The organism is Allobosea sp. P1_B10, assembly GCF_056406735.1.
In genome coordinates, this window is record NZ_JBFTZP010000023.1 from 1 (window position 1) to 23,372 (window position 23,372).

Annotated in this window: 22 protein-coding genes and 4 pseudogenes; 15 read left to right on the top strand and 11 right to left on the bottom strand. The window is 64.5% G+C overall.

Translation table 11 applies throughout. The features are described 5' to 3' along the window. The first annotated feature begins 109 nt into the window (after window positions 1-109). From AC1D2L_RS24880 to AC1D2L_RS24905, 6 genes and pseudogenes are all read left to right on the top strand, one after another. Window positions 110-970 (top strand): ABC transporter permease, encoded by an 861-nt coding sequence (locus tag AC1D2L_RS24880; protein WP_476848591.1) that lies wholly within the window; start codon window positions 110-112, stop codon window positions 968-970. A gap of 579 nt (window positions 971-1,549) precedes the next feature. Next, entirely contained in the window at window positions 1,550-2,851 is a 1,302-nt protein-coding gene (gene blh, locus AC1D2L_RS24885; protein ID WP_476848592.1) for a bifunctional sulfur transferase/dioxygenase Blh, read from the top strand. Further along, the gene (bigR, locus tag AC1D2L_RS24890; protein WP_476848609.1) at window positions 2,851-3,180 is read left to right on the top strand and encodes a sulfite-sensing transcriptional repressor BigR; all 330 of its coding nucleotides are present in this window, start codon (window positions 2,851-2,853) and stop codon (window positions 3,178-3,180) included. The genes blh and bigR overlap by 1 nt, the downstream gene beginning before the upstream one ends. Continuing rightward, on the top strand, window positions 3,180-3,590 hold the full coding sequence (locus AC1D2L_RS24895; protein WP_476848593.1) for a YeeE/YedE family protein: 411 nt from the start codon (window positions 3,180-3,182) through the stop codon (window positions 3,588-3,590). Before bigR ends, AC1D2L_RS24895 begins: the two co-directional genes overlap by 1 nt. After that, window positions 3,587-4,015 (top strand): DUF6691 family protein, encoded by a 429-nt coding sequence (locus tag AC1D2L_RS24900; protein ID WP_476848594.1) that lies wholly within the window; start codon window positions 3,587-3,589, stop codon window positions 4,013-4,015. Before AC1D2L_RS24895 ends, AC1D2L_RS24900 begins: the two co-directional genes overlap by 4 nt. After that, window positions 4,015-4,784, top strand: a pseudogene (locus tag AC1D2L_RS24905) (sulfite exporter TauE/SafE family protein). The gene AC1D2L_RS24900 and the pseudogene AC1D2L_RS24905 overlap by 1 nt, the downstream one beginning before the upstream one ends. A gap of 48 nt (window positions 4,785-4,832) precedes the next feature. On the opposite strand, the gene AC1D2L_RS24910 reads toward AC1D2L_RS24905, so the two are convergent. Beyond that, window positions 4,833-5,747, bottom strand: a complete 915-nt coding sequence (locus tag AC1D2L_RS24910) for a PepSY domain-containing protein (RefSeq protein WP_476848595.1) — start codon at window positions 5,745-5,747, stop codon at window positions 4,833-4,835. A 177-nt stretch (window positions 5,748-5,924) separates the two neighbouring features. Between AC1D2L_RS24910 and AC1D2L_RS24915 the strand changes: the two are divergent. Continuing rightward, a pseudogene (locus AC1D2L_RS24915) lies at window positions 5,925-6,613 on the top strand (VIT1/CCC1 transporter family protein). Between the two features lie 39 nt (window positions 6,614-6,652). On the opposite strand, the gene AC1D2L_RS24920 reads toward AC1D2L_RS24915, so the two are convergent. Both AC1D2L_RS24920 and AC1D2L_RS24925 read right to left on the bottom strand, forming a co-directional pair. Then, window positions 6,653-7,981 carry an ATP-binding protein gene (locus tag AC1D2L_RS24920; protein ID WP_476848596.1) on the bottom strand — a complete coding sequence of 443 codons (1,329 nt, stop codon included), beginning with the start codon at window positions 7,979-7,981 and terminating at the stop codon, window positions 6,653-6,655. Beyond that, on the bottom strand, window positions 7,978-8,640 hold the full coding sequence (locus tag AC1D2L_RS24925) for a response regulator (RefSeq protein WP_476848597.1): 663 nt from the start codon (window positions 8,638-8,640) through the stop codon (window positions 7,978-7,980). Before AC1D2L_RS24925 ends, AC1D2L_RS24920 begins: the two co-directional genes overlap by 4 nt. A gap of 95 nt (window positions 8,641-8,735) precedes the next feature. Between AC1D2L_RS24925 and dsbD the strand changes: the two genes are divergently transcribed. From dsbD to AC1D2L_RS24940, 3 genes are all read left to right on the top strand, one after another. Further along, on the top strand, window positions 8,736-10,514 hold the full coding sequence (gene dsbD / locus AC1D2L_RS24930) for a protein-disulfide reductase DsbD (RefSeq protein ID WP_476848598.1): 1,779 nt from the start codon (window positions 8,736-8,738) through the stop codon (window positions 10,512-10,514). A gap of 20 nt (window positions 10,515-10,534) precedes the next feature. Then, the gene (locus AC1D2L_RS24935; RefSeq protein WP_476848610.1) at window positions 10,535-11,152 is read left to right on the top strand and encodes a DsbA family protein; all 618 of its coding nucleotides are present in this window, start codon (window positions 10,535-10,537) and stop codon (window positions 11,150-11,152) included. Between the two features lie 68 nt (window positions 11,153-11,220). Next, a complete protein-coding gene (locus AC1D2L_RS24940) occupies window positions 11,221-11,841 on the top strand; it encodes a L,D-transpeptidase (RefSeq protein ID WP_476848611.1) in 621 nt (206 codons plus the stop codon). 24 nt (window positions 11,842-11,865) lie between these two features. Here AC1D2L_RS24940 and AC1D2L_RS24945 read toward each other — a convergent pair whose 3' ends face one another. Next, window positions 11,866-12,672 carry a prolipoprotein diacylglyceryl transferase family protein gene (locus tag AC1D2L_RS24945; RefSeq protein ID WP_476848599.1) on the bottom strand — a complete coding sequence of 269 codons (807 nt, stop codon included), beginning with the start codon at window positions 12,670-12,672 and terminating at the stop codon, window positions 11,866-11,868. 61 nt (window positions 12,673-12,733) lie between these two features. Here AC1D2L_RS24945 and AC1D2L_RS24950 point away from each other — a divergent pair, with 61 nt between their 5' ends. The 4 genes from AC1D2L_RS24950 to AC1D2L_RS24965 all read left to right on the top strand — a co-directional run bounded on the left by AC1D2L_RS24950 (window position 12,734) and on the right by AC1D2L_RS24965 (window position 16,909). Beyond that, window positions 12,734-13,354 carry a TlpA family protein disulfide reductase gene (locus AC1D2L_RS24950; RefSeq protein ID WP_476848600.1) on the top strand — a complete coding sequence of 207 codons (621 nt, stop codon included), beginning with the start codon at window positions 12,734-12,736 and terminating at the stop codon, window positions 13,352-13,354. Window positions 13,355-13,903: 549 nt separating this feature from the next. After that, on the top strand, window positions 13,904-14,395 hold the full coding sequence (locus AC1D2L_RS24955; RefSeq protein ID WP_476848601.1) for a hypothetical protein: 492 nt from the start codon (window positions 13,904-13,906) through the stop codon (window positions 14,393-14,395). After that, window positions 14,388-15,620, top strand: coding sequence for an HlyD family secretion protein (locus tag AC1D2L_RS24960; protein ID WP_476848602.1), 1,233 nt, complete (start codon window positions 14,388-14,390; stop codon window positions 15,618-15,620). The genes AC1D2L_RS24955 and AC1D2L_RS24960 overlap by 8 nt, the downstream gene beginning before the upstream one ends. Before the next feature lie 41 nt (window positions 15,621-15,661). Then, on the top strand, window positions 15,662-16,909 hold the full coding sequence (locus tag AC1D2L_RS24965; RefSeq protein ID WP_476848603.1) for an alpha/beta hydrolase: 1,248 nt from the start codon (window positions 15,662-15,664) through the stop codon (window positions 16,907-16,909). Window positions 16,910-17,024: 115 nt separating this feature from the next. Here the strand turns inward: AC1D2L_RS24965 and AC1D2L_RS24970 are convergent, their stop codons facing one another. Beyond that, entirely contained in the window at window positions 17,025-17,219 is a 195-nt protein-coding gene (locus AC1D2L_RS24970; protein WP_476848604.1) for a hypothetical protein, read from the bottom strand. A 188-nt stretch (window positions 17,220-17,407) separates the two neighbouring features. On the opposite strand from AC1D2L_RS24970, the gene AC1D2L_RS24975 reads away from it, so the two are divergent. Then, a protein-coding gene (locus AC1D2L_RS24975) for an IS3 family transposase (RefSeq protein WP_476848605.1) occupies window positions 17,408-18,588 on the top strand; the annotation gives its coding sequence in 2 pieces (ribosomal slippage) (window positions 17,408-17,672 and window positions 17,672-18,588; 1,182 coding nt in all). A 31-nt stretch (window positions 18,589-18,619) separates the two neighbouring features. Here the strand turns inward: AC1D2L_RS24975 and AC1D2L_RS24980 are convergent. From AC1D2L_RS24980 to AC1D2L_RS25005, 6 genes and pseudogenes are all read right to left on the bottom strand, one after another. Then, window positions 18,620-18,976: a hypothetical protein gene (locus tag AC1D2L_RS24980; RefSeq protein WP_476848612.1), complete on the bottom strand. Its 357-nt coding sequence runs from the start codon at window positions 18,974-18,976 to the stop codon at window positions 18,620-18,622. Window positions 18,977-19,023: 47 nt separating this feature from the next. Next, window positions 19,024-19,095, bottom strand: a pseudogene (locus tag AC1D2L_RS24985) (hypothetical protein); the annotation flags it as partial. Window positions 19,096-19,889: 794 nt separating this feature from the next. Beyond that, window positions 19,890-20,309, bottom strand: a complete 420-nt coding sequence (locus AC1D2L_RS24990; RefSeq protein WP_476848606.1) for a DUF5681 domain-containing protein — start codon at window positions 20,307-20,309, stop codon at window positions 19,890-19,892. Then, complete coding sequence (locus AC1D2L_RS24995; RefSeq protein ID WP_476848607.1) at window positions 20,302-21,633, bottom strand: site-specific DNA-methyltransferase; 1,332 nt, start codon at window positions 21,631-21,633, stop codon at window positions 20,302-20,304. The genes AC1D2L_RS24990 and AC1D2L_RS24995 overlap by 8 nt, the downstream gene beginning before the upstream one ends. A gap of 112 nt (window positions 21,634-21,745) precedes the next feature. Beyond that, window positions 21,746-22,378 (bottom strand): hypothetical protein, encoded by a 633-nt coding sequence (locus AC1D2L_RS25000; protein WP_476848608.1) that lies wholly within the window; start codon window positions 22,376-22,378, stop codon window positions 21,746-21,748. Between the two features lie 546 nt (window positions 22,379-22,924). Continuing rightward, window positions 22,925-23,372 (bottom strand): annotated as a pseudogene (locus AC1D2L_RS25005) (hypothetical protein); the annotation flags it as partial.

Genomic DNA, 23,372 nt, shown 5'->3' on the forward strand with positions numbered 1-23,372 from the left:
ACTATACGCTGCTGCAGGGCCTGATGATCATCTTCGCCGTCTGCGTGATCGCCGTGAATACGCTCACCGATCTCGCCTATGGCCTCGTCGACCCCAGGGTGAAATACGAATGACCGACACCACCGCAACCGAACCGGTGCGGCCGGGCGGCCTCTGGCTCGCCTTTACCCGCAACCGCCTGTCCTGGGTCGGGCTCGTCCTGCTGGCGCTGATCGTGCTCGTCGCGGTCTTCGCGCCCTGGCTGGCGCCTTACGACCCGCTCGAGCAGAACATCGTCACGCGCCTCGAGCCGCCGTCCGCGGAGTTCCTGCTGGGCACCGACTCCTATGGTCGCGACGTGCTCTCGCGCCTGATCTATGGCGCCCGCATCTCGCTCTTCGTCGGCTTCGTCGCGATCCTGATCGCGATGTTCGTCGGCACCGCGATCGGCGTGATCTCGGGCTATATCGGCGGCGTCTTCGACCAGATCGTGATGGGCGTGCTCGACGTCATGCTCTCCTTCCCGACGCTTCTTCTCGGGTTGATGATCGCGGCGATGCTGGGCGCCAGCCTGGAGAACCTGATCATCGCGATCGCGATCACGGAGATCGCGCCCTTCGCCCGCGTCGCCCGCGCGCCGACGATCACGCTCAAGCAGCGCGATTTCGTCGAGGCCAGCCGCGCCTATGGCTGCGGCCCTTTGCGCATCATGTTCCGCCACATCCTGCCCAACATGCTCTCGGACGTGGTGGTGATGAGCTCGCTCTGGATGGCTTCGGCCATTCGCACCGAGGCTTCTCTGTCCTTCATCGGCCTGGGCGTCCCCCCGCCTACAGCCACCTGGGGTGGCATGATCCGCGAGGGCTTCGAGAACATCCTTGACGCCTGGTGGCTCGCCGTCTTCCCGAGCTTCGCCATCCTCCTGACCGTGCTCGCCCTCAACCTCCTCGGCGACGCACTCCGCGACGCATCCGACCCCAAGTCGAGGTGAGGCGGACACTTCAAAGACAGGGAGCGCGTCATTTCCCTCCCTGACTGAGTCATAGGCCGTCAGGTCATTTGTCGAGCGGCAACCCATCGTCCGCTGTTCAGCGCTCGCTCAATGTCCGAAAGTGGCGCACTACTGCCGCGTCCTCAGCAAACTTGGGAAAACAAGCCAGGAGGTGACCGCCAATGGGGTACGGCAGCGCCAGGGCGTTTTCACCCTGCATGGCCTTGTGGCCTCGCCGGGCTGCTCGTCCTGAGCGCCTCCTCAAACATTTCGAAGGCAGCGGCCCCCTGCCGGTTGGGAATAGAAGTGATTATCCTGCAAGGGCTCGCACCATCGCTCAAGCAGGCGAGCGACCCGTCCGTCGGCCATTGGCGCCGCGGCGGCATCCTCCAGGATGTAGAGGATGCAGAACCCTCGACCGCGGCGGCCGGGCATAGGCTTGATGCCTGGAACCGCGCGATTCGGCCGCCCCGCGAAGCTTCCGCAACGGTCTCGCGGCGGACATCGAACTCGTCTTGACCTTTTCAATATATGATTTACTTAATTGTATATCGATCATGATGAAAGCGGAGAGCGTCGATGAAGGTCGTCGAGGTTTCAGAGAAGTTGTCGGTCGGCAGCCAGCCGGCGCTTTCAGATTTTGCCGCCCTGGCGGCCCAGGGTTTCAGGGCCGTCGTCAACTCGCGGCCGAACTCTGAGGACGCCGAGCAGCCTGGCTCGCCCACGGAGGCGAAGTCGGCCGAGGCCGCCGGGCTCGGCTATGCCTTTGTCCCGGTCCAGTCCGGCGCCATCACGGAAGCCGATGTGCAGGCGTTCCGGCGGGCCGTCGAGCGGGCTCCCGGTCGCGTGTTTGCCCATTGCAAGAGCGGGCTGCGCTCATTGACGCTCCATGTGCTCGGCGAGGTGCTGGCCGGCCGCATGGAGGCTGGTGCCGTCATGGATTTTGGCCGGGAGCTTGGCTTCGACCTCTCGGGCGCCACGGCTTGGCTTGCACGGCGTGCGGCCCAGCGGCCACAGGTAACCGGCTTCTACGATGCCCGCACCTCGAGCATCCAGTATGTCGTGACGGATCCGGCGACGAAACACTGCGCCATCATCGACCCCGTTCTCGACTATGACGAGAAGTCCGGCTCGACCGCGACGACGAGCGCCGACGCGATCCTCGCCTTCGTCGAGGAGCATGGACTGACGGTGGAGTGGATCCTCGACACCCATCCCCATGCGGACCATTTCTCCGCGGCCAGCTACCTGAAGTCGCCCACGGGCGCTCCGATCGCCATCGGCGAGCAGGTCGTGCCCGTGCAGAAGCTCTGGAAAGGGCTCTACAACTGGCCAGACCTTGCGACGGACGGCTCGCAATGGGACAAGCTCTTTGCTGATGGCGAGCGCTTTACACTCGGCTCGCTGGAGGGCTCAGTGATGTTCTCGCCGGGACATACGCTCGCCTCTGTGAGCTATGTCATCGGCGATGCCGCCTTCATCCACGACACGCTGTTCATGCCTGACAGCGGCAGCGCCCGAGCGGATTTTCCGGGCGGCAGCGCAAAGGCGCTCTGGCGCTCGATCTCGGCGATCCTTTCCCTGCCCGAGGAGACACGGCTGTTCACAGGCCATGACTACCAGCCGGGCGGACGCGTGCCGCGCTGGGAAAGCACCGTGCGCCAGCAGAAGCAGGAGAACGCCCATGTCGCCGGACAGGACGAGGCGAGCTTCGTGGCGTTGCGCGAGGCCCGGGACCGCACCCTGCCGATGCCCAAGCTGATCCTGCACGCACTGCAGGTGAATATCCGAGCCGGGGCGCTGCCTGAACCGGAGGCGAACGGCAAGCGCTACCTCAAGATCCCGCTCGATGCGCTGGGTGACGTGCCATGGGGGAACTGATGCCGGCGCCCGTGACAGGGACCCTGCCGCAGGCCGAACTCGCCAGCAGGGCCGCCGAAGTTGCGGACCTGCTCAAGACGCTCGCCAACCGCAACCGGCTGATGATCGTCTGCAAGCTGGTGGAGGGTGAATACGCGGTCGGCCAGCTCGAGGATGAGCTGGGGATCCGCCAGCCGACGCTCTCGCAGCAGCTCACCATTCTGCGCGAGGCCGGGATCGTTTCCACCCGACGGGAAGCAAAGCAGATCTTCTATCGGCTCACCGAGGAGAAGGCGGCGCGCCTCGTCGCCGCGCTCCACACCATCTTCTGTGCCGAGGAGGCCGCGTGATGACACAATACTGGCCCTCGCTGGCCGGCGGGATGCTGCTCGGCCTCTCCGCCCTCATGCTGCTGCTCCTGAACGGCCGCGTCGCCGGGATCAGCGGGATGATCGGCCGCATCGTCCAGGGTGGACAGGTCGTCACCAATGGCGCCTTTGTCCTCGGGCTGCTCGCAGGCCCCGTGATCTATCGCCTGCTGGCAGGCGAGTGGCCCACCGTCACCATCACCGCCTCTCTGCCGGTCATCGTCGTGGCCGGGCTGCTCGTCGGGTTCGGCACGCGGATGGGTTCGGGCTGCACGAGCGGCCACGGCATCGTCGGCCTTGCGAGATTCTCGCCGCGCTCCATCGCCGCCGTGGCGACTTTCCTTGCAGCCGGGGTCGCGACCGTCACGCTGATGAGGCTCGTCTCGCCATGAACGGCACGGTCCGAACCCTCGTCGCGCTCGCCTCCGGACTGGTCTTCGGCCTCGGGCTCTCGCTCTCGGGCATGCTCGACCCCGCCCGGGTCCGCGGCTTCCTGGATATCGGCGGCGCCTGGGACCCGAGCCTCGCCTTCGTGCTGGGTGGCGCTGTCGCAGTCGCCCTCATCGGCATGGCGGTGAAGCCCCGAATGCCGCGCCCGGCCTTCGATGAGAGCTTTCACCTGCCCGCGACCACGCCGATCACCGGCCGGCTCGTGCTGGGTTCGGCCCTCTTCGGCATCGGCTGGGCGATGGCGGGTTTCTGCCCGGGTCCGGCGCTGGCCTCGCTCTCGCTGGGACTGCTGCCGACCTTCGTCTTCGTGCTCGCCATGGTGAGCGGCATGGTCGCGCATGACCGTCTGGTCGCGTCGAGAACGTAATGGGCGAATTTCTGACAGCTACCGCATCTGGGGGACTTGTCGGATTCACGCTCGGCCTTGTTGGCGGAGGTGGATCCATCCTGGCGACCCCGCTGCTGCTCTATGTCGTCGGCATCGCGCAGCCGCATGTTGCGATCGGAACAGGAGCGGTCGCTGTCTCGGTGAACGCTTATGCGAATCTGATCAGCCATGCCCGCAAGGGCCATGTGCATTGGCGCTGCGCGATCCTGTTCGCGCTGGTCGGGGCGGCCGGAGCGCTGGTCGGCTCGACGCTCGGCAAGATGGTGGACGGGCAACGCCTGCTCTTCTCCTTTGGTCTGCTCATGCTCCTCGTCGGCGCGCTCATGCTGCGGCCTCGTCGCGACAGTGCGGCAGCGCCGAAGCCGGTGGATTTGCGGATGTGCCTGTTGACCGGGGCCGCGGCGCTGGTGGCCGGCGCCGCCTCGGCTTTTTCGGCATCGGTGGCGGCTTCCTGATCGTACCCGCGCTGATCTTCGCGACAGGCATGCGGACGATCGACGCCGTCGGCTCCTCGCTTCTGGCCGTCGGAACGTTCGGCCTGGCGACCGCGCTCAACTATGCGGCGTCGGGGATGGTGGATTGGCTAATCGCCGCCGAGTTCATCGCAGGCGGCGTGATCGGCGGTGTGCTGGGCACCGTCATGGCAGCCCGGCTCTCACACCGGAACAACGCGCTGAACCGGATCTTCGCGGCACTCATCTTCGCCGTAGCGACCTATGTGGTCTATCGCAGCGGCCTGGCCGGGTGAGGTCAGGCCACGGCGGCTGCTTACAAGCCGCCCGCCATGCAGGCGCCTTCACGCGGCAGAGGCACGCGCACGCGCACGCGCCGGGCGCTGTCGCTTGCGGAACCGGCGCTTGAACCAGATGGTCAGGCCGGTGCCCCAAAGCCCGAGGAAGGTGAGCGAGACCGCTACATTGACGATGGAGCCGATGCGGGCATGCCAGTTCCCTTCATGGAGCGCGCGGGGCCAGTTCATGCCGGTGGCCTGCAACCCGGACTTCGTCACGATGAAATTCGTCAGGCGATCACCGACATAGATGCGCGCGACCTGCCGCCCGCCGCGGGTCCTCAGCGACGTCAAATCCGCGAGGTCGTGGTCCCGGGCGATCATCGCGACGGCCTCCCTGATCGCCACCCGCTCCGGGCGGGGTCCGTCGGGTGGGGGAAGGAAAGTGATACCGAATGCGATGGCCAGCCCTGTCAGCGTCGAGAGACTGAGCAGCGGCAACAGCACCCAGGCGCCGGTGCTGTGCCACCCTCCAAGCGAATTGCGCAGACGCGGCCAACCCATCAGCGCGCCCAGGGCCAGGATAAAGACCATCGCGATCGTCGAGGCGATGACGAGCCAGCCGAGGTCCAGCAACAGCCTCTCGTGCAATTGCCGCGCGCTACCAAGCCAGCGAGCCAACGCCGTCTGCTCCACCACCTCACCGGACGGCAGGCGGTCGTGAACAGCCCGATCGGAGCCGACCCCCGAGATCGTCATGACCTGATCGAATGGGCGGACCGTGAGCCCGATCGCCTTGCCATCGGGATCATGCATAGCAAGGGCTGTCAGCACGGCGCTTTGGTCGAAGGACTGGCTCGGTCGCGCGCGCTGCAGCCAGGGCTCGACTGAGAGCAGAGTGCCGCTGATGACCACGGCCAGCAGCGGCAGGGCGAAGGCCAGCGTGATCCACCGGTGCAGCCTGAGAAGATACGGCTTCATTCCAACACTGTCCTCGGCACGCTGCGCTCAAAGATGAAGCGCTCGAGCGACTGACCATGTCGCATGCCTGATCTGTTGGGAAGGTAGATTGTCATTAGACCAATTCTTGATACTGCTGCGCCGACGATTTGAAGTCGTCAGACGCGCGCGCCGTCGGATCGATCGAGGATTTGGGCCATGCTCCATCGCGAACATCACCTCATCGAACGGATCGGCTGGCTGCGAGCTGCCGTGCTCGGCGCCAATGACGGCATCATCTCCACCGCGAGCCTTGTCGTCGGCGTGGCCGCCGCGGCGCGCAGCGCCGAGGAGGTGGTGGTGGCGGGGGTTGCCGGCCTCGTCGCAGGCGCTATGTCGATGGCTGCCGGCGAATACGTCTCCGTGAGCTCGCAATCCGACACCGAGGAGGCCGATATAGCGCGTGAACCGCCGAGTTGGCCGAGCAACCCGAGGCGGAACTGGCGGAACTCACCCAGATCTATATCGACCGGGGCGTGGCCCCCGATCTCGCGCTGCAGGCGGCGCGGCAGATGACGGAGAAGGACGCGCTGCAAGCCCATTTGCGCGATGAACTCGGCATCGTCGGGCATACGATCGCGCGACCAGTCCAGGCGGCACTCACCTCCGCCGCGACCTTTGCGGTGGGAGCTGCCATCCCGCTGCTGCTGGCGGTGAGCGTTCCGGCGGAGACGGTGAGCTGGTCGGTGTCGGCCGGCTCGCTCCTTGCCCTGTCCCTGCTGGGCGCGATCGGCGCACGGCTTGGCGGCGCCGCGATCCTGAAGCCCACGGTGCGCGTGACCTTCTGGGGCGCCTTCGCCATGGCCGCGACCTGGGCGATCGGCTCCCTCGTCGGCCACGCGGTCTGAGCACACGACCGCTCGCCCCGCTGCGGTCCCGGCCGGGCTCTACGGCGAGCGCGGCAGGCTGACGATCGCGCGCAGACCGCGCCCTCCGGCCCGGTTTTCGAGCTTCAGGGTGGCGCCGAGCCTTTCGAGGGCGGTCTCAACGATTGCGAGGCCCAGCCCGCTGCCGCTCGGGGACGAGCTCTTGCCCCGATAGAAGCGCTGGGTGACGCGGTGAAGTTCCTCGTCCGGGATCCCTGGGCCTTCATCCTCGATCGCCAGCGCGTTCTCTCCCACCGCGATCCAGCGGATGCGGCCGCGAGCTGGCGTGTGCGCGCAGGCGTTTTCGTGCAGGTTGCGCAGAACCAGCCGAAGGGTTTCCGGATCGGTCGCGACCGATACACGGTCGAGCTCCGGGTCGATATCGACAGGGTGCTCCGCCTGCAAACGGCCACGGTCGATCTCGCGCAGCACCGTGCCGAGCGAGACCCGCTCTGTTGCGGTCACGGCCGGGGTGGCGTCGAGCCGGGCGAGCGCCAGCAACTGGCTCACCAGACGCGCCGTACGGTCCACGCCCTGGACAATTCTCGACAACGCCGATTGGCGCATCTCGTCCGTTTCGGCAGCCTGCGCAATCTGCGCCTGCGTCCGGATTCCGGCCAGTGGCGTCCTGAGTTCATGCGCAGCGAAGGCGGTGAAGGCGCGCTCGTGCTTTCGGGCGAGATCGAGCCGCCCGAACAATCCGTTCAGGGCGTCGGTCAGCGGCCGGATCTCATCGACGGGGCGCGCCTGGACGGGGCTGAGGTCATCGGCCGGTCGCGCGCTGAGGTCGGCCGCCACCATGCGAAGAGGTGCGAGGCCGCGCCCGACGCTCAGCCAGATCAGGCCGGCAAAAAGCGGCAGCATCAGCACGGTCGGCAGGACGAGGCCGCGCACCAGGTCCTGAACGAGCCTGTCACGCAGGCCGAGACGGTCCCCGACGAGGACGCGGATGCCCCGTTCGGCGTCCTCCACCGCATAGACTCGCCACAGCTCGCCATTGAGTGTGCTGGTGGAGAATCCAGTCCTGTGCTCGGCGAGGCGCTCGGAGGGGGCTGCGGTGGAGGCTGCGACGAGCCGGCCGCCGAGCGACCAGATCTGACAGGAGAGCTGGCGCTCATAGCCCCCCGCTGACGCAGGCGCCTGCGGCGCGGCACCAAGCGCCGACTGCATCGAACCGTCGTCGGCATGGGCCAGCGATGCGACCATCCGCGCGGCCTCCTGCAGGCGGGTGTCGAGCACGCGCTCAAGCTCGGCCTTGGTGCCGAGATAGATCCAGCTCGCGGCCGCGATCCAGATGATCCCCGTCGCGGCCACCAGAATGAGGAATAGACGCGAGCGGAGCGACGTCATGGCGATCCCTTCATCCGGTATCCGAGCCCGCGCACGGTCTCGATGACCTCACGCCCGAGCTTCTGGCGCAAATTATGGATGTGAACCTCGATCGCATTGCTTTCGATGTCCTCCTGCCAGCCATAGAGCCGCTCCTCCAGCTCGGAGCGTGACCGGATCGTGCCGGGGCGTTCGGCGAGGGCCCTCAGGATGGCGAATTCCCGCCGCGTGATGTCGATGCCGACGCCATCGCGTGACACGGCGTGGCGCGACGGATCGAGGAGGAGCCCGGCGGCGCGGATCGTCGCGGAGGCGCGCCCCTCGCCCCGCCGCCCGATCGCACGCAGGCGCGCCGCGAGTTCGTCGAGATCGAACGGCTTGCCCAGATAGTCGTCCGCCCCGCAATCGAGCCCCGCGATCCGGTCGCGCGTGTCGTCGAGAGCGGTGAGAAGCAGCACGGGGCGCCGCTCGCCGGCCGCCCGCAACTGCGCGAGCAAATCGAGGCCCGAGCCATCCGGCAGCATGATGTCGAGCACGATCGCATCGAAGGTGCCGGCTCCGAGAGCGTGGCGCCCATCGGCGCAGGAACCGACGACCTCGGCGCTGATGCCATGCAGCTTCAGCCCGATGGCAAGGCCATCTGCCAGAATGGGGTCGTCCTCGATGATCAGTACGCGCATGAACTCTCCTGCCCGGAAGCAATCCGAGCCAGCTTAAGGCTGGCTTAAGCTGGGCAGCGCCGAAAGCCGCATCCGTTCACCGCAAGGGAAACACGATGTCGCTGCTCAGGGCACTGCTCCTCTTTACAATATTGGGTGTCTCCTCGGCTTTCGCCTCGAGCCCTGTGCCGTTGCCGGCAGATCAGGCCTTCGCCCTGACCGCGCAGCGCTCTGCAGAGGGCATCCGCCTGCAGTGGTCGATCGCACCCGGCACCTATCTCTACCGCGAGCAGATCGCGGCGCGACGGGAGGACGGACAGTCGCTCGCGGTCGCCATGCCCCCGGGGACGATGAAGGATGACCCCAATTTCGGGCCTGTCGAGATCTATCGCGAGGCCGTCTCGGGCCTGATCGCCACTGCGGACAGCCCCGCCACGGGCACCGTCACGGTCACGTTCCAGGGCTGCACGGACGCCGGGATCTGCTACCCGCCTGTTCGCCGCTCGATCGAACCGGCGACGCTCGCCGTCTCGGACGCGCAACTCTCCGCCGTGCCGCCGGCAGTTGCGCCTGAGCTCCCTCCCGGCAGCGCCAGCAGCGATGACGGCGCGGCGCTTCTGCGCGGCGGATCACTGGGCTGGACGGCGCTTGCCTTCCTCGGCTTCGGCCTCCTTCTTTCTCTGACGCCCTGCGTCTACCCGATGGTGCCGATCCTCGTCGGCATCCTCGCCGGGCCCGGCCAGCAGGCGCCCGGCTGGCGGCGGGGGCTCGCCCTCGCTGGCGCCTATGTGCTGGCGATGGCGGCTGCCTATGCCGTGCTGGGCGTCGCGGCCGCATGGAGCGGCGTCAACCTGCAGGCGGTGCTGCAGGCGCCCTGGGCACTTGCTCTCATGGCGGCGATGCTCGCCCTTCTGGCGCTCGGCATGTTCGGCGCCTTCGAACTCTCGCTGCCGGCGCTGCGGCTTGGCAGCGGCGATTCGGCGCCCGCCGGACTGCTTCGCGCCGCAGGGCTCGGCTTCGGCGCCGCGCTGATTGTCGGCCCCTGCGTCACGCCGCCTTTGGCCGCTGCGCTGATCTATATCGCGCAGAGCGGGGATCTGCTCCAGGGCGCCTCGGCCCTGTTCGCGCTCGGGCTCGGCATGGGCCTGCCGCTGCTGCTCGTCGGGGCGTTCGGCGCGCAGATCCTGCCGCGCTCCGGCCCCTGGCTCGTCAAGGTGCGCCAGCTCTTCGGCTTCATGATGCTCGGCGCGGCCATTGTGCTGCTGGCGCGCGTTCTGCCAGCGCAAATTTCGCTGCTTCTATGGGCGGCCCTTGCCCTGGCGCTCGGCGTCTTCCTCGGCGCCTTTGACCGCGTGACATCGCGCCAGGGCCTGCTGCCGCGCAGCGCCAAGGCAATGGGCCTGCTCGCTATAATCCATGGCGCCACACTGGCAGTCGGCGCCAGCGCGGGCGGCGATGATCCCCTGCGCCCGCTGGCCGGGCTCGCACGGGGCGGCGGCGAGGCTCGCTCGTCCGCCGGACTCCCGACCGCCGCGATTGTGACCAGCCCGGAGACGCTGTCCGCTGCCCTTGCTGCGGCTGCGCAGGACAAGCCGGTGTTCCTCCAGTTCACCGCCGAATGGTGCACCATCTGCAAGGACATCGAACGCGATGTGCTGAGCGAACCCAAGGTGCAGGCCGCGCTGGCCGGCTTCACGGTGATCAAGGCGGATGTCACGCGCGATACGCACGGCTCCCGCGCGCTGATGAAGCAACTGCAGGTCGTCGGGCCTCCGACACTCCTGGTGCTCGAACCCGCCAGCGGTCGCGAACGAGCCGGAAGCCGCATCACCGGCATGACCTCCGCCGAAACCCTTTTGTCCCGGCTCGCACCCCCGCGCGCCTCCCTCAGCTGAAAGGCTCGCTCCCCATGCAAATCGACCGCCGCATCCTCACTCTCGGCCTCGCTGGCCTTGCTCTTGCCCTACCCCTGCGTGCCTGGGCGCAAGCAGGCGGGGTCGATGTCGAGGCCATCCTCAACGACCCCGAGGCGCCGGTCTCCGGCAATCCCAAGGGCGACGTCACGATCGTCGCCTACCTCGATTACAACTGCCCCTTCTGCAAGAAGGCGTCGCCAGATCTCGCGCGGGTCGTACGCGAAGATGGCAAGATCAGGCTGGTCTACAAGGACTGGCCGGTGATCACCGAGACCTCGGTCTACGCGGCCCAGCTGGCGCTCGCCGCCAATTATCAGGGCGCTTATGAGCGCGTCCACCGCGCGCTGATGGCTGCTCCCGGCAGGCGGCTGAAGCAGGAGCAGTTCCTGGCGGCCGTGAAGGGCTCCGGCGTCGACATGGCGCGACTGCAGAGCGATCTCACGGCGAACTCCGACAAGATCACAGCCCTGCTGCGCCGGAACGTGGCGCAGGCCGAATCGCTCGGCATCCAGGGCACGCCGACCTATCTGGTCGGCCCCTTCCGGACCTCGACGCAGGACTACGCCGGGTTCAAGCAGGTCGTGGCAGATGCCCGCAAGCAGCAGGCCTCGCAGTGACCGTGGCGCGGCAATCCCCCCTGAGCCTGCGCGCCCGGCCGAGCCGGCGCGCCATCTGCCTGCTGCTCATGCTCGGCGCGGCCGGCTGCACCACGGCTGCGCGCCCGCCGGTGACAACAGCGCCCGCGCCCCAGTTAAGTGCGCTAGACCAGAGCCGCTATGGCGAGGTGGCCGGCGAGCCGTTCCGCGTTCCCGCGGTGTCCCTGGCTGAATTGCAGCCCCGCAACCTGCGCCAGCTCGTCGACTATCCGACATCCCACCCGCCGGGGACGCTGATCGTGGATCCCGCCAACCGCTTCCTCTTTCTCGTGCAGGAGGATGGCAAGGCCCTGCGCTACGGCGTGGGCGTCGGGCGCGAGGGGCTGGAATTCAAGGGCACGGCCACTGTCCAGCGCAAGGCGCGCTGGCCACGCTGGACCCCGACCCGGGACATGATCAAGCGCGAGCCGGAGCGTTATGCGAAATGGGCCGGGGGCATGGCGGGGGGCGAGAGCAATCCGCTGGGCGCCCGTGCGCTCTATCTCTTCAAGAACGGCCGCGACACGCTCTACCGCATCCACGGGACCAACGAGCCGGATACGATCGGCGAGGCCGTCTCATCGGGCTGCATCCGGATGATGAACCAGGACGTGATCGACCTCTACAACCGCATCCCCGAGGGGGCGAAGGTCGTGGTGCTCCCGGCCTAGGCGGCTCTGCCCGCCCGGGGCCGGTCACTTGGTCCCGGGCGTGAGCGCCTCGATCCCGGCGATCAGCGCTTCCCGCGAGATCTCGCCCGTGTGCAGCCGGGCGAGCGAGCCGTCCGGACGCAGGAAGAGCGTGACCGGCAGGCCGATGGTGCCATAGTGGCGCGGCACCTCCATCGCGGCATCGAGCAGGACATTTGTGAGGGCCAGCCCGTCGCGCTGCATGAACGCCTGCACTTTCGCCGCGTTCTCGCCTTGGTTGATGAACAGGAACTCGACATCGCTGCGCTCTGAGGCAAGCCGCGACATCATCGGCATCTCGCGCCGGCAGGGCGGGCACCACGTCGCCCAGAGATTGACGACCACGGGCCGGCCGCGGAAATCCACGATCGAACTCATTTTCCCATCGAGCCCCGCCATCCGCGTGATGGGCGCGGGCTGGCCATAGGTCGCTTGCGTCAATTGCAAGGTCACCGAACCCACAAGGCCGGCGAGCCCGACAACAACCGCCGCCGCCGACGCAAAGCGCAGAGAGCGCGCAAAACAGGCCGTGACCACAGCAACACCCAGCAACCCGGAAGCGATGTCGAAGCCGCCCTGCCAGAGCGCGAGGATGCGTCCGGGCTCCTCGCTGAAACTGTCCCAATGCCTGAAGACATGTCTCGCCCGTGCGGCGATGATGCCCGTCAGCACGGCCGTGGTCGCCCAATTATCCAGGCGACGGTCGACGCGTCTTGCGAGGAGCGCGGAGGCGACGAGGAAAACGGCGATGGCGAGCAGCGCCGCAAAGCGGTCGGCTGCCAATACGAGGGGGCCCAGGGCAATTGCGTTCATCGGCAAGGCTCGACCCGGTAGAGCTTAAGCGAGCCTTAAGGCGCGGCCGGACGCTGGACGCATGACCACGCACAGAGACATGAACACCACCGCCAGGCCAGCGCATCCGACGCGCCGCAGGCTCCTGCTGGGCGGGGCTGCACTCGCAACAGCCTCGGCCCCGTCCACGGCCGTCGCGTCGGGGCCGCCATCGCTCGTTTCCGGCAGCGGCGCCCCCTTCATCATGCTGGAGCCGCGAGAGGATGTCTCGGACGTCGTGCTGAGCGATTTCGCGGGCCGGAAGCAGGCGCTCGGCCGCTTCCGCGGGCAGCCGGTGCTAGTGGCGTTCTGGGCGAGCTGGTGCCCGCCCTGCCTGCGGGAACTGCCGATCCTGCATCGCCTGCAACAGCGCAGCGACCTCGGTTTCCGGATCGTACCAGTATCGATCGACCGCGACGCAGCCCTTGCGCAACGCTTGATCCGCCGCCTCGGCCTCGAAGGCTTCCGCAGCTACCATGACGGATCAGGCACCGTCGCATCAGGCCCCAGATCCAGCGTCCAGACCACCTTCCAGCTCTACGGCATGCCGATGAGCTACGTCATAGATCCGCAAGGGAGAGCTGCAGGCTATATCGCCGGCGCCATGGACTGGAGCACCTGGGAAGCGTCGAGACTGATGGCCTACTATCGTAACTCACAATGAGACCGCTGTGGCGGATAGCGCTCGCGGCGATGTTCAACCGCAAGTCTGTAAGTCCCCTCTGATCGAGATGTCCTGCTACGCTTGGCGCCAAAGTCAGCGCGGGGCGCGCGGCCGCCTGACGCGTCGTTCGGAAACTCTGGCTGTCAGTTGCGCAGCAGGTCCGGTTTCGGGCTGAGTTCCAACTTCTGCTTCTGGCACATTTCTCTCGGGAGCGGGGAGGGCGGTTCTGGCCCTAAGCCGATATCCAGAAGGTCTGCTTCCAGGCGTTGCGATTGGGCCGACAGCCGAGCAACGAGCTAATGGCGCTAAGATGCTTACTTAGCGTCGCCGGCCAGTCATGTGTTCCCGCAATGCGGATCCGCTGAAGCCGATGCAACACGTCGTGGTCAAACTGCTCGGCGCGACAGCGAGAGCGAGCGTCGGCCCAGATGCGATCGAACAGGTGCGCGGTTACAACGTATCGGCTTTCCGATTCTCGTTTTAGATACAGCATCCCGGCGAGTTGCGGCGGCAAGAACCCACGCATTGACTGCGTCCTCGATTGCTAGGATGGTCTTGCGAAGATTTTCCGACGGGAGAGCTGTTTTGGCTATATCTCCGCACCCCGCAGCCTCGCCCCATTTGCCGTCGTTTATTACGCAGCCAGGTGAATCCGACGTACTTTTGATCGTCGCCGTTGTGACGGTCCTTCTCGCCATCCTCGGCGTGGGACTGATCTTCCTGCGCCTGCATACGCTGCCGGAGCGGATGGCACACAAGGCGCACAAGCTTCAGTTTGAGATCGTTGCTGTGCTCGGACTCTTGGCCCTCTTTACACATATCCATTTGTTCTGGGTCGCGGGGCTGCTGCTGGCCCTGATCGAGATTCCCGACTTCTTGGGACCGCAGCGGCGTATGGCCGGTTCGCTGGAGAAGATGGCCGGTCAGGCGCCGGGCGAAGGTGATGTCATCGCCGATGACCCGGTGCTGCCCGCGCCGTTGCCGGCTCCGGTTCAGGCCGAAGCCAAGCGTGACCAGAGTGGAGCGACCACCCGTGCTTGAGATCCTGCTGTGCTCGCTTTTGACGATCCTGCCCGACTATCTGTATCGCCGTTACGGTCAGGGCAAACGGATCGGCCACGAGATCACTCTCTATTCGGTCTGGTTCGAGCTGCGCTGGGGCATCGTTACCTGCCTGATGCTAGCGATCGGCCTAATTACGGTGATCTTCTACAACCACCCGTCGACGACCAATGCGACGCTGTTCTTTCGGACCGTACCGATCTTGCCAGAGACGAATGGGCGAGTTGCGGAGATCTATGTCCGGCTCGGTGACAAAATCGCGCAGGGCACGCCCATTTTCAGGCTCGACAGTGCCAAGCAAGAAGCGGAGGTCGAGACAGCCCGTCGCAAGATAGCGGAGGTTGAGGCCGCGGTTGTCGTCGCCAGTGTCGATATCCAAACGAATGAAGCCAAGATTTTGGAGGCGAGGAGCGAGCACAAGCAGGCGCTGGATGAGTTGCAGACGAAGCAGGAGCTGAGAGCACGCAATTCCGGCACCGTTGCAGAGCGCGAGATCGAGCGCCTCGAGAACCTTGTCGCGGGTCGACTGGCCGCGGTCGGCGCGGCGACGGGAGCCCGTGAAGGGGCGCAGACGCGGATTTCCGTGTTGCTGCCGGCGGAGAAGGCGAGCGCCCAGGCGGCCTTGGCCCAGGCCCAGGTCGAGCTCACAAAAACGGTGATCCGCGCAGGCTTCACTGGCCATATCGAGCAGTTCGCTCTGCGAGTGGGCGACATAGTCAATCCGTTCATGCGCCCGGCAGGCATATTGATCCCCGAGGACGCTGGCCGAAGAGTACTTCAGGCGGGCTTCGGGCAAGTCGAGGCGCAGGTGCTGAAAGTCGGCATGATCGCCGAGGTCACCTGTCTGTCGAAGCCCTGGACGATCATCCCCATGGTCGTCACCGATTTGCAGGACTTCATCGCGGCGGGGCAATTCCGCGGGGGTGAGCAACTTGTCGATGTTCAGCAGGCGCGGGCTCCGGGCACAATTCTCGCCTTTCTCGAGCCGCTTTATGAGGGTGGCTTGAATGGCGTCGTGCCCGGCAGTAGCTGCATCGCCAACGCCTATTCCAGCAACCACGATCTGATCGCTTCGGGCAAGCTGAGCACGGCGCACAACGTCGCTCTGCATGCCGTAGATGCCGTCGGGCTCGTCCACGCGCTTCTGCTACGGATCCAGGCCGCGGTGCTTCCGATCAAGCTCCTGGTATTTTCAGGGCATTAAAAAGTCCGCGCGGGGGCTCTCCGCCCTATGCGGATCGAAATATGCAGGCCGATAACCCAATCGAATGTCGCTATGGCGCGAAGGGTGTAGCGACAATGCCATGCAGGAGCTTGGTCATAACAGTCGCCGCGGCGAACCGCCAGACGATCATTCGGCGTGTCTCTCTGGCTATTGTAATGACGGCAGCCCTAATGTCTGCCGCCTGCGCCGCGCGGCCTGAGACCGGCTTCCTCCACCCCGTTGCCCAACAGAGCGCTGGGGCAACGACACATACCCTCCTCGTCGCAACCACTCGCAAGCGCGACGACCGACCCGGCACATTGTTCAGTGGCGAGCGAGCTACTCCACTCGACTTTGCAAAAATCGACATTTCTGTTCCGGTGAACCACAAGACTGGCGAGATCGAATGGGCTTCAACGGCTCCCGGAAGTCCGGCAACTGACTTCGTCGTCCGCCAGGCAGCCTATCTCGACGGTGAAAAGGAATTCGTCAGGTCCCTCAACGCCCAGCTGGCGACGCGCCCGCGTGGCAGCCGGAAAGTGTTCATCTTCATCCACGGCTACAACACGATGTTCGCCGAGGGGCTCTATCGCTTTGCCCAGGTCGTTCACGATTCCAAGGCGCCGGCAGTTCCCGTTCTCTTTACCTGGGCATCCAGAGGCCAAGTCTCGCAGTACGTTTACGACACCAACAGCGCAACGACAGCGCGCGACGACCTCGAACGCACCATTCGGCTGGTCTTTGCCAGCGACGCCGAACAGGTCAACATTCTCGCCCATTCCATGGGCAATTGGGTCACGGTCGAAGCGCTGCGACAGATCAAGATTTCAGGTGGCATGCCTCAGACGAACAAGCTGGGCGCCATTTTCCTCGCTGCTCCGGACATCGATATCGATGTCTTCAAGTCGCAAATGCGCCGTTTTGGTAAGCCGCGTAAGCCCTTCTACATCGTGCTCTCAAAGGATGATCAGGCACTCCGCGCCTCCAGCTTCATCGCCGGAGGCGGATCACGTCTCGGAGCAGAGGGTGACACCGAAGAGCTGGCAGCGTTAGGCGCCGTAGTCATCGATATGACCGATGTGAAGGCCACAGATTCCTCGAACCACGGAAAGTTCGCGCAGTTGGCCGCGGTCGCTCCGCAACTATCGGCTGTGCTTGAAAAAGGCGTCGCTGCGAAGCCGGGTGCAGGTAGTGGAGCGCAAGCTGTCATGGGCGAAACGCTTGGGGCGGTGGTAGCGCTGCCCGTTATGATACTGGGGGCACCGATCAAAATCATAACGGGTCGCTAGCCAGTGAACGCGCGCTCAAGACGGCTCGAACGGGGAACGCTCCTTGGAACAGAAGTCCCCGCAACGAGCTGTTGCACCGGCCACGGTGCTCTAACGGCGGGCGGATAAGCCCAGCTCAGTACTTCTGGAAGTGGAAGGCTTCGGCGAAGGTCAACTCGACGATGTCGCCGCGCCTGAGGCGCCTGAGATCGTTCTGGATGACAGGATCGGCCACAGTATGGGTCCGCGGCCCGGCCGGTCCGACATAGTTCACGACGCGGCTCGCCGGATCGAAGCTCTCGAAACGCGCCGTCAGTGTCAGCGACCGCACGACAAACTTGTCTGGCAGGTTCTGAAAGGAAGGATCGCTGACCGTCTCGGTATACACGATGCTGGGCTGAGCGCCCTTGCGAGCACGCCTTGCCCCCCGGATCACACCTTCGACGCGTCGGATCTTGATCCACCCCCGTTGAATTGGTCCAGCCTGAAGTATGTCTTTTGGCAGACAGGAGGACCGCCATGCCGAAGAAGCGCCACAAGCCCGAAGAGATCGTCGCGAAGCTGCGCCAGGTCGATGTGCTGGTCTCGCAGGGGCAATCCGTTGCCGACGCGATCCGCTCGATCGGGGTGACGGAGGTGAGCTATTACCGCTGGCGCCGTGAGTTCGGCGGCCTGAAGTCGGATCAGGTCAAGCGGATGAAGGAGCTTGAGGCCGAGAACGCCCGGCTCCGCCGCGCCGTCGCGGACCTGACGCTCGACAAGTTGATCCTGAAGGAGGCGGCTTCGGGAAACTGGTAGGCCCCGCGCGTCGCCGTGCCTGCATCGAGCATGTCCGGCTCGTTCTGAAGGTGTCGGAGCGGCGGGTCTGCCGTGTGCTCGGACAACATCGCTCGACTCAACGCCAGATCCCATGCGGACGAGACGACGAGGAGAGGCTCACGGCCGACATCGTCGAGCTGGTCCGCCGCTTTGGTCGCTACGGCTATCGCAAGATCGCCGCGCTGCTGCGCTCGACGGCGGGCTGGGTGGTCAACGACAAGCGGGTCGAGCGGATCTGGCGACGCGAGGGGCTCAAGGTTCCGGCCCGGCAGCCCAAACGCAGCCGTCTCTGGCTCGCGGACGGATCCTGTATCCGTCTTCGCGCCGAGCGGCCCAACCATGTCTGGTCCTACGACTTTGTCGAGGACCGCACCCATGACGGGAGAAAGTATCGCATGCTCAACATCATCGACGAGTTCACGCATGAATGCCTGGCGATCCGCATCGATCGCAGGCTGAAGGCGATCGACGTCATCGACGTGCTCTCGGACCTGTTCATCCTGCGCGGCGTCCCGGAGCATATTCGTTCAGATAACGGCCCCGAATTCGTCGCGAAGGCTGTCCAGGAATGGATCGGCGCGGTTGGCGCGAAGACCGCCTACATCGCACCCGGCAGCCCCTGGGAGAATGGCTTCATCGAGTCGTTCAATGCCCGGTTGCGCGACGAACTCCTCGACGGCGAGATCTTCTACACCCTCGCCGAGGCAAAGGTCGTCGTCGAAAGCTGGCGGCGGCACTTCAACACGCTGCGTCCGCACGGCTCGCTCGGATACAAACCTCCCGCGCCAGAGGTCTTCATCCCCGCCATGACAGCACGGGCGGCTGCGCAACCCAGACCAGCTACACCGCCCGCGCTGGCGCCGAGGCCAACCGTCCACTAACAATCACATTGGACCAGCCGGTGGGGGCGGATCACCGAGCGCCGGCGTCTCCAGTCCCGATGCCGAGCTTAAACCAATTGCGAGCGAGGTAGGGGTTAACCGGCAGCGGCTCGTCGGGCGACGTTAGCGCGATGTAGGTCTCGACCGCGTCACCGCACGAGGGCAGCTTGGACGGATCACCGAGCGTCTTGCCGTCGCTGCGCAGCCAGGCCATCAGCCCGGTCCGATCGCGGGCCTCGTGCAGCCCATTCCGGCGCAACAGCTCTTCATGCCAGGGCGGCGGCGGGGCCGCGCGAGGCACCGTCGTTGCGGGCGGCTTGCCCGCAGACCTGAGAGCGTCCGCCAGTGCTGCCCATGTCTTCGGGCCAGCGATGCCGTCGGCAACCAACCCGGCCGTTCCTGAAAGGCTCGCACTGCCTTGCGCGTGGTGGCGCCGGCGACGCCGTCGACCGCGCCCGGCCCATAGCCAAGCGAAAGCAGCGCCCGCTGGATAGCGGTCGCGTCCATGTTTTGCTCCGGAATGGGAGGGGAGCCCCTCGTTAAGGACGAAGATGCAATTTGATGGCCATTTACTGTTCGTTAGCTATGGTCCCGCGTGTCAAAGGATCTGGTTCGCAATGGACTACAATCGAAGCAGCCCGCCCGCGTCTAACGGTGCGGCTCCCGACAGGCTTATGTCCGAGGTCTGCCTGTTCGCGGTGCTGTCAGCCTTCTCCGGGGTAGCCTGCGCCGCAGCGTGTGCGGCCGCATCAGCTCTTTGGCGATTGTGCTTCGGCTGACGGTTGCACGCAGATATCGGCCTCCGGAAAACGGCCGGGTAGCCCGGCTAATCTATGACATTGCGAACGCAGCACAGCGGGGTCAGAGTTCGCCTAACTCGCGGCTGAAGCCCTCCGATGCCGTGAGCCAGTAGTCGGGGCGCCAGCTCCTCTTGTCGCAACGGCGCTTCGGCTGCGCCTTACACTAACGGACAGGCCAATGCCACGCTCGACTACGCTCGCCGTGTCTCTAATCCTTGTCGTGCTGATTACAGCGCTTGGCTTCGCCTTCATCGCGCGCCAAATGAGATGGTTATAATAGTTTCCAGATTTAATCGAGTTAACTAATAATATTTTAAAAATGAACTTTCAGATATTATTTTCGTTTTCCATCGATGACACAAAAAAACATTGAATATTATCTGTTTCCCACCCTGTACATTTTCGCATCAACCCTCTGGTTGCTGATGCTGACGTGGACATCAGCTCGTCTTATCGGTTGGATCACCACCATCTGAACGTAGGAATAGCTGCGCTCGGTAGTCAGTGCGAGTGCAGGCATTGCTGGGTTCCGCCGTTGTCATCGACATCGCGTCTCACGCGCTGCAGAATGTCGGCGATGAGCAGATCATCATCCGCGCTGATCATAGTGTCGGGAACGGCTTCCGCGCGCTCGGCGAACCGCCGCATTTCCTCAAGCATGATCTGGGTGGCGCGGGGATCGCCGGCGCCGGCCTTTCGAGCCAACTGCCGGATCGCGAGGCGGCGCAACTCAATATGGCGCCGTTTGCCCCCTTCATTGATAGGCACCTTCGCTCCAAACTCTTCGATAAAAAGTGTCGCAAAATTCTTGGAACTCCTCGGCCTACCCTTGGGGTTTCCGGATTGTCCCGGCTTGAACTGGTGCTTGCGGGGAGGGCGACCGTAGCCGACGCTCTCATCGTCATTGCGATCGTCAGCCATCGACCGCTTCCTCAACCTCTGCCGCCATTTGGTCGAAAGTCTTGTTCGAGGTAGCATGCACCGCCTGCGCGCCGGACCAACGCTGCCAGCGCCGGATCGCGACATCGACGTAAAGCGGGTCGAGCTCGATACCGTGGCAAACGCGGCCGACCTTCTCGCATGCGATCAGTGTCGTCCCCGAGCCAAGGAAGGGGTCCAGGACCCGATCGCCACGGGCCGTGACGTCCAGAAGGGCGTCTGCGACCATGTTGAGCGGTTTAACGGTCGAATGCAGGGCGTTGAGAGCCCCCTCATCATTGGCCTTGGAAAAGCTGCTGGCGCTTGGATAGGCCCAGACGTTCGTGCGGTTGCGACCGTGCTTACCGAGCTCGACATTGTTGCGGTGCTTGGCACCCGGGACTTTAAGAACGCTGACGAACTCGTGGGCGGACCGATAGAGCGAGCCCATGCCCCCATTGTCCTTGGCCCAGATGCATGTGTTGAGATGATCGAGGCCGACAGTGCGCCAGGCCGAAATCAGCTCGAACTGGTGTCGCCAGTCGAGGCAGACGAAGAGGACTGCGCCTGGCCGGCTGAATCGCGTCATCAATGCCAGCGACGAGCGCAGAAAGCTTGTGAAGGTCTCCTCGCTCATCTCACCCGCGGCCATGACAAATTCGCGATGATTCAATCGATCGCTGCTGCTGACAAAGCCACGAATGGGGACATTGTAGGGAGGATCGGTGAAGACGGCACCAGCAAGGTCATTGCCAAGCACGGCAGCGTAGGATGCTATATCCTGAGCGTCTCCACAGAACAGCCTGTGCGGGCCGAGCTGCCAAATGTCGCCGGCTCGGCTAACCCCGACACCAGCCTGAAGCGGTGCTTCGTTCGGCTCGGCCTTCCCCTTGCTCGGCTGATCTTCGATAATGAGATCAATTTCGGGCACGTCGAAGCCTAGGAACTCGACATCGATCTCCGGCAAAGTGATCAGATGCTGGAGTTCGATTGCAAGAATGTCGCGGTCCCAGCCCGCGAGTGTTGCCAACTGATTGTCCGCAAGGCAGTAGGCACGGATCTCGTCTTGGGAAAGATGATTGACCCGAACCATAGGGACTTCGGTCAGGCCTAAATTCTTGGCAGCAGCCAATCGGCCATGACCAGCGATGACGACACCTTCGGCCGTTGCCAGGATTGGATTGAGAAATCCGAATTTCTTGATGCTCTTCTCAATCAGCCTGAGCTGGCGCTGGCTGTGCGTGCGAGCATTGCGTGGGTTAGGGTATAATGAGGAGATGGGAACCCATTCGCTAGAGAGCGGTAACGCTTGCGAAGATGATGTCATGGAAAGCGCCCTTGGTTGCGGGGCAGAACGTCTGCACCCTTCCGAAGGAACTCGGATCCCATGGGCTGCACGCAGCAAAATAGCCGCTGCGATTAAATTGGCGCGGCGATTGCTACTGCGGCGATTTTGGGCGGCGTCCCGCCGCGCCCCAGGCGGGCGCATCGGCCTCCAAAACCGCCGCGCTATATGCCCGATCAAAGGCGCGCTTTGACAGCTGGCAGAAGTCAGATTGTCTCAAAAGCTCGGCTTTGCTCGTCGGAAATTGCGGGTTTTCCTTCATGCTTTTGATAAGAACACGCTTGGCGGCATTCTCTGCGGCGATAGAAGTGGTCCGGGAAAGCATAGCAACCGAAGGACCGGGGTGCCGCTTTTGGAGTTTGCTTGCATTCAGCTGAATATCCCGAAACTGGTGCTGACCCGTGGGACTGTGCGCCTGGTAGTGTGCGCCAACCCGTTTGAGCTTGAGGTTTCGCCACTCAATTTCTGTCAGTGGCCTCCGCTCGCCTTGGACGTCGGCGGCCTCCGCTGTGAGGTTGCCAGCCCGCAGATCACCTAGAAGCGCAGCCTCAGCGACGACCCAGTCCGAATGTCCTTCTGTTTCGAAACGCAGTGATAGCCAAGCCGCTGCTGCGCCTGGTTTTGAACCAGTTATCACCCATGCGATGCAAAGCTCGATCGGCCAATACGCCTCGCTCAGCTTGTGATCGATAAATAGACGCTCAAGCCGGTAGGTGTCGCTGTCCAATGTGGCTTCTCTCCGATCAAAGCCGCAGTCAAGCATGCTGGGAACCGATGAGCGAGAACCCTGATATTGTATGCTCTCATCCCTGATGCAATAAAAGCTGTCCCTGTTCCTACACTAGGGAAATCGCGGCCAAGGTCCTATAAAGGTTGAGCTATTGGGAGGCGGCACCTTCGCGCCAGGGGCGATCTTGCAGAAAATCCCTGTATTTTCCCTGATGATCAGCGAATTCTGCCCAGACCGGTTCGCCGCCAACTGCGTCGTCAGCCAAATATTCTGTGCGAACCAGATTCTCGGGTGGCTCGCGGGTTTCCGCGACGGTGTCGCGGGTTAGCCGGGGCGCGCCGTCTGCTCTTCGCCTTCAAGCGCGCGATTCCGCCAGATCGGGCAGGTTTCTGGTCGGCTGTCTGGCCTACCCCATTTTGAAATTCCGCGAGAATATCAGCGAGACCGGTTCGCATCGGTCCTGGGCCAGACCGGTTCGACAAGGGCGCCGGAACCAGAAGCCCGCCGCAGAGCGGCGGGCTGCGATGCGCTGGTCCCAAGCCGTCAGTGGATCAGGAAGCGCTGTTCCTGGCTCGCCCAGTCATGGGGCAGGGCTGCACAGAGTCGACTGACAGAGAGGTTGGCAGGCGCGGTTCCATCAGCGATGGCGCCGATGACCTTGGGCGATAGACACGCCAGTGGAAGTAGCTTGCGAACATTGCGCTCGCCCATGCCCTCGCGGATTGCGATGGCCTCAGTCGAGGATATCTGGCCGTCACACAGCTGCGCCATCCAGTGCCGCGCCTGGGCGATCATCGTCAGGATCGCCTCAGCTGAATCGTGGTCCAGCCGGGATGGCTGCTTTGACTCATGAGCCACTCCCTTGCGGCGCCCCTGCGGTTGCCAGGCAAAGGGCACTCGGATCGGCTGGTGACTCTGGCTATCGTTGGCCTCGGCCATCACGTCGATCAAAAGATGATCGCGGTGCAATGTCACGCGCGCGATCTGGAGC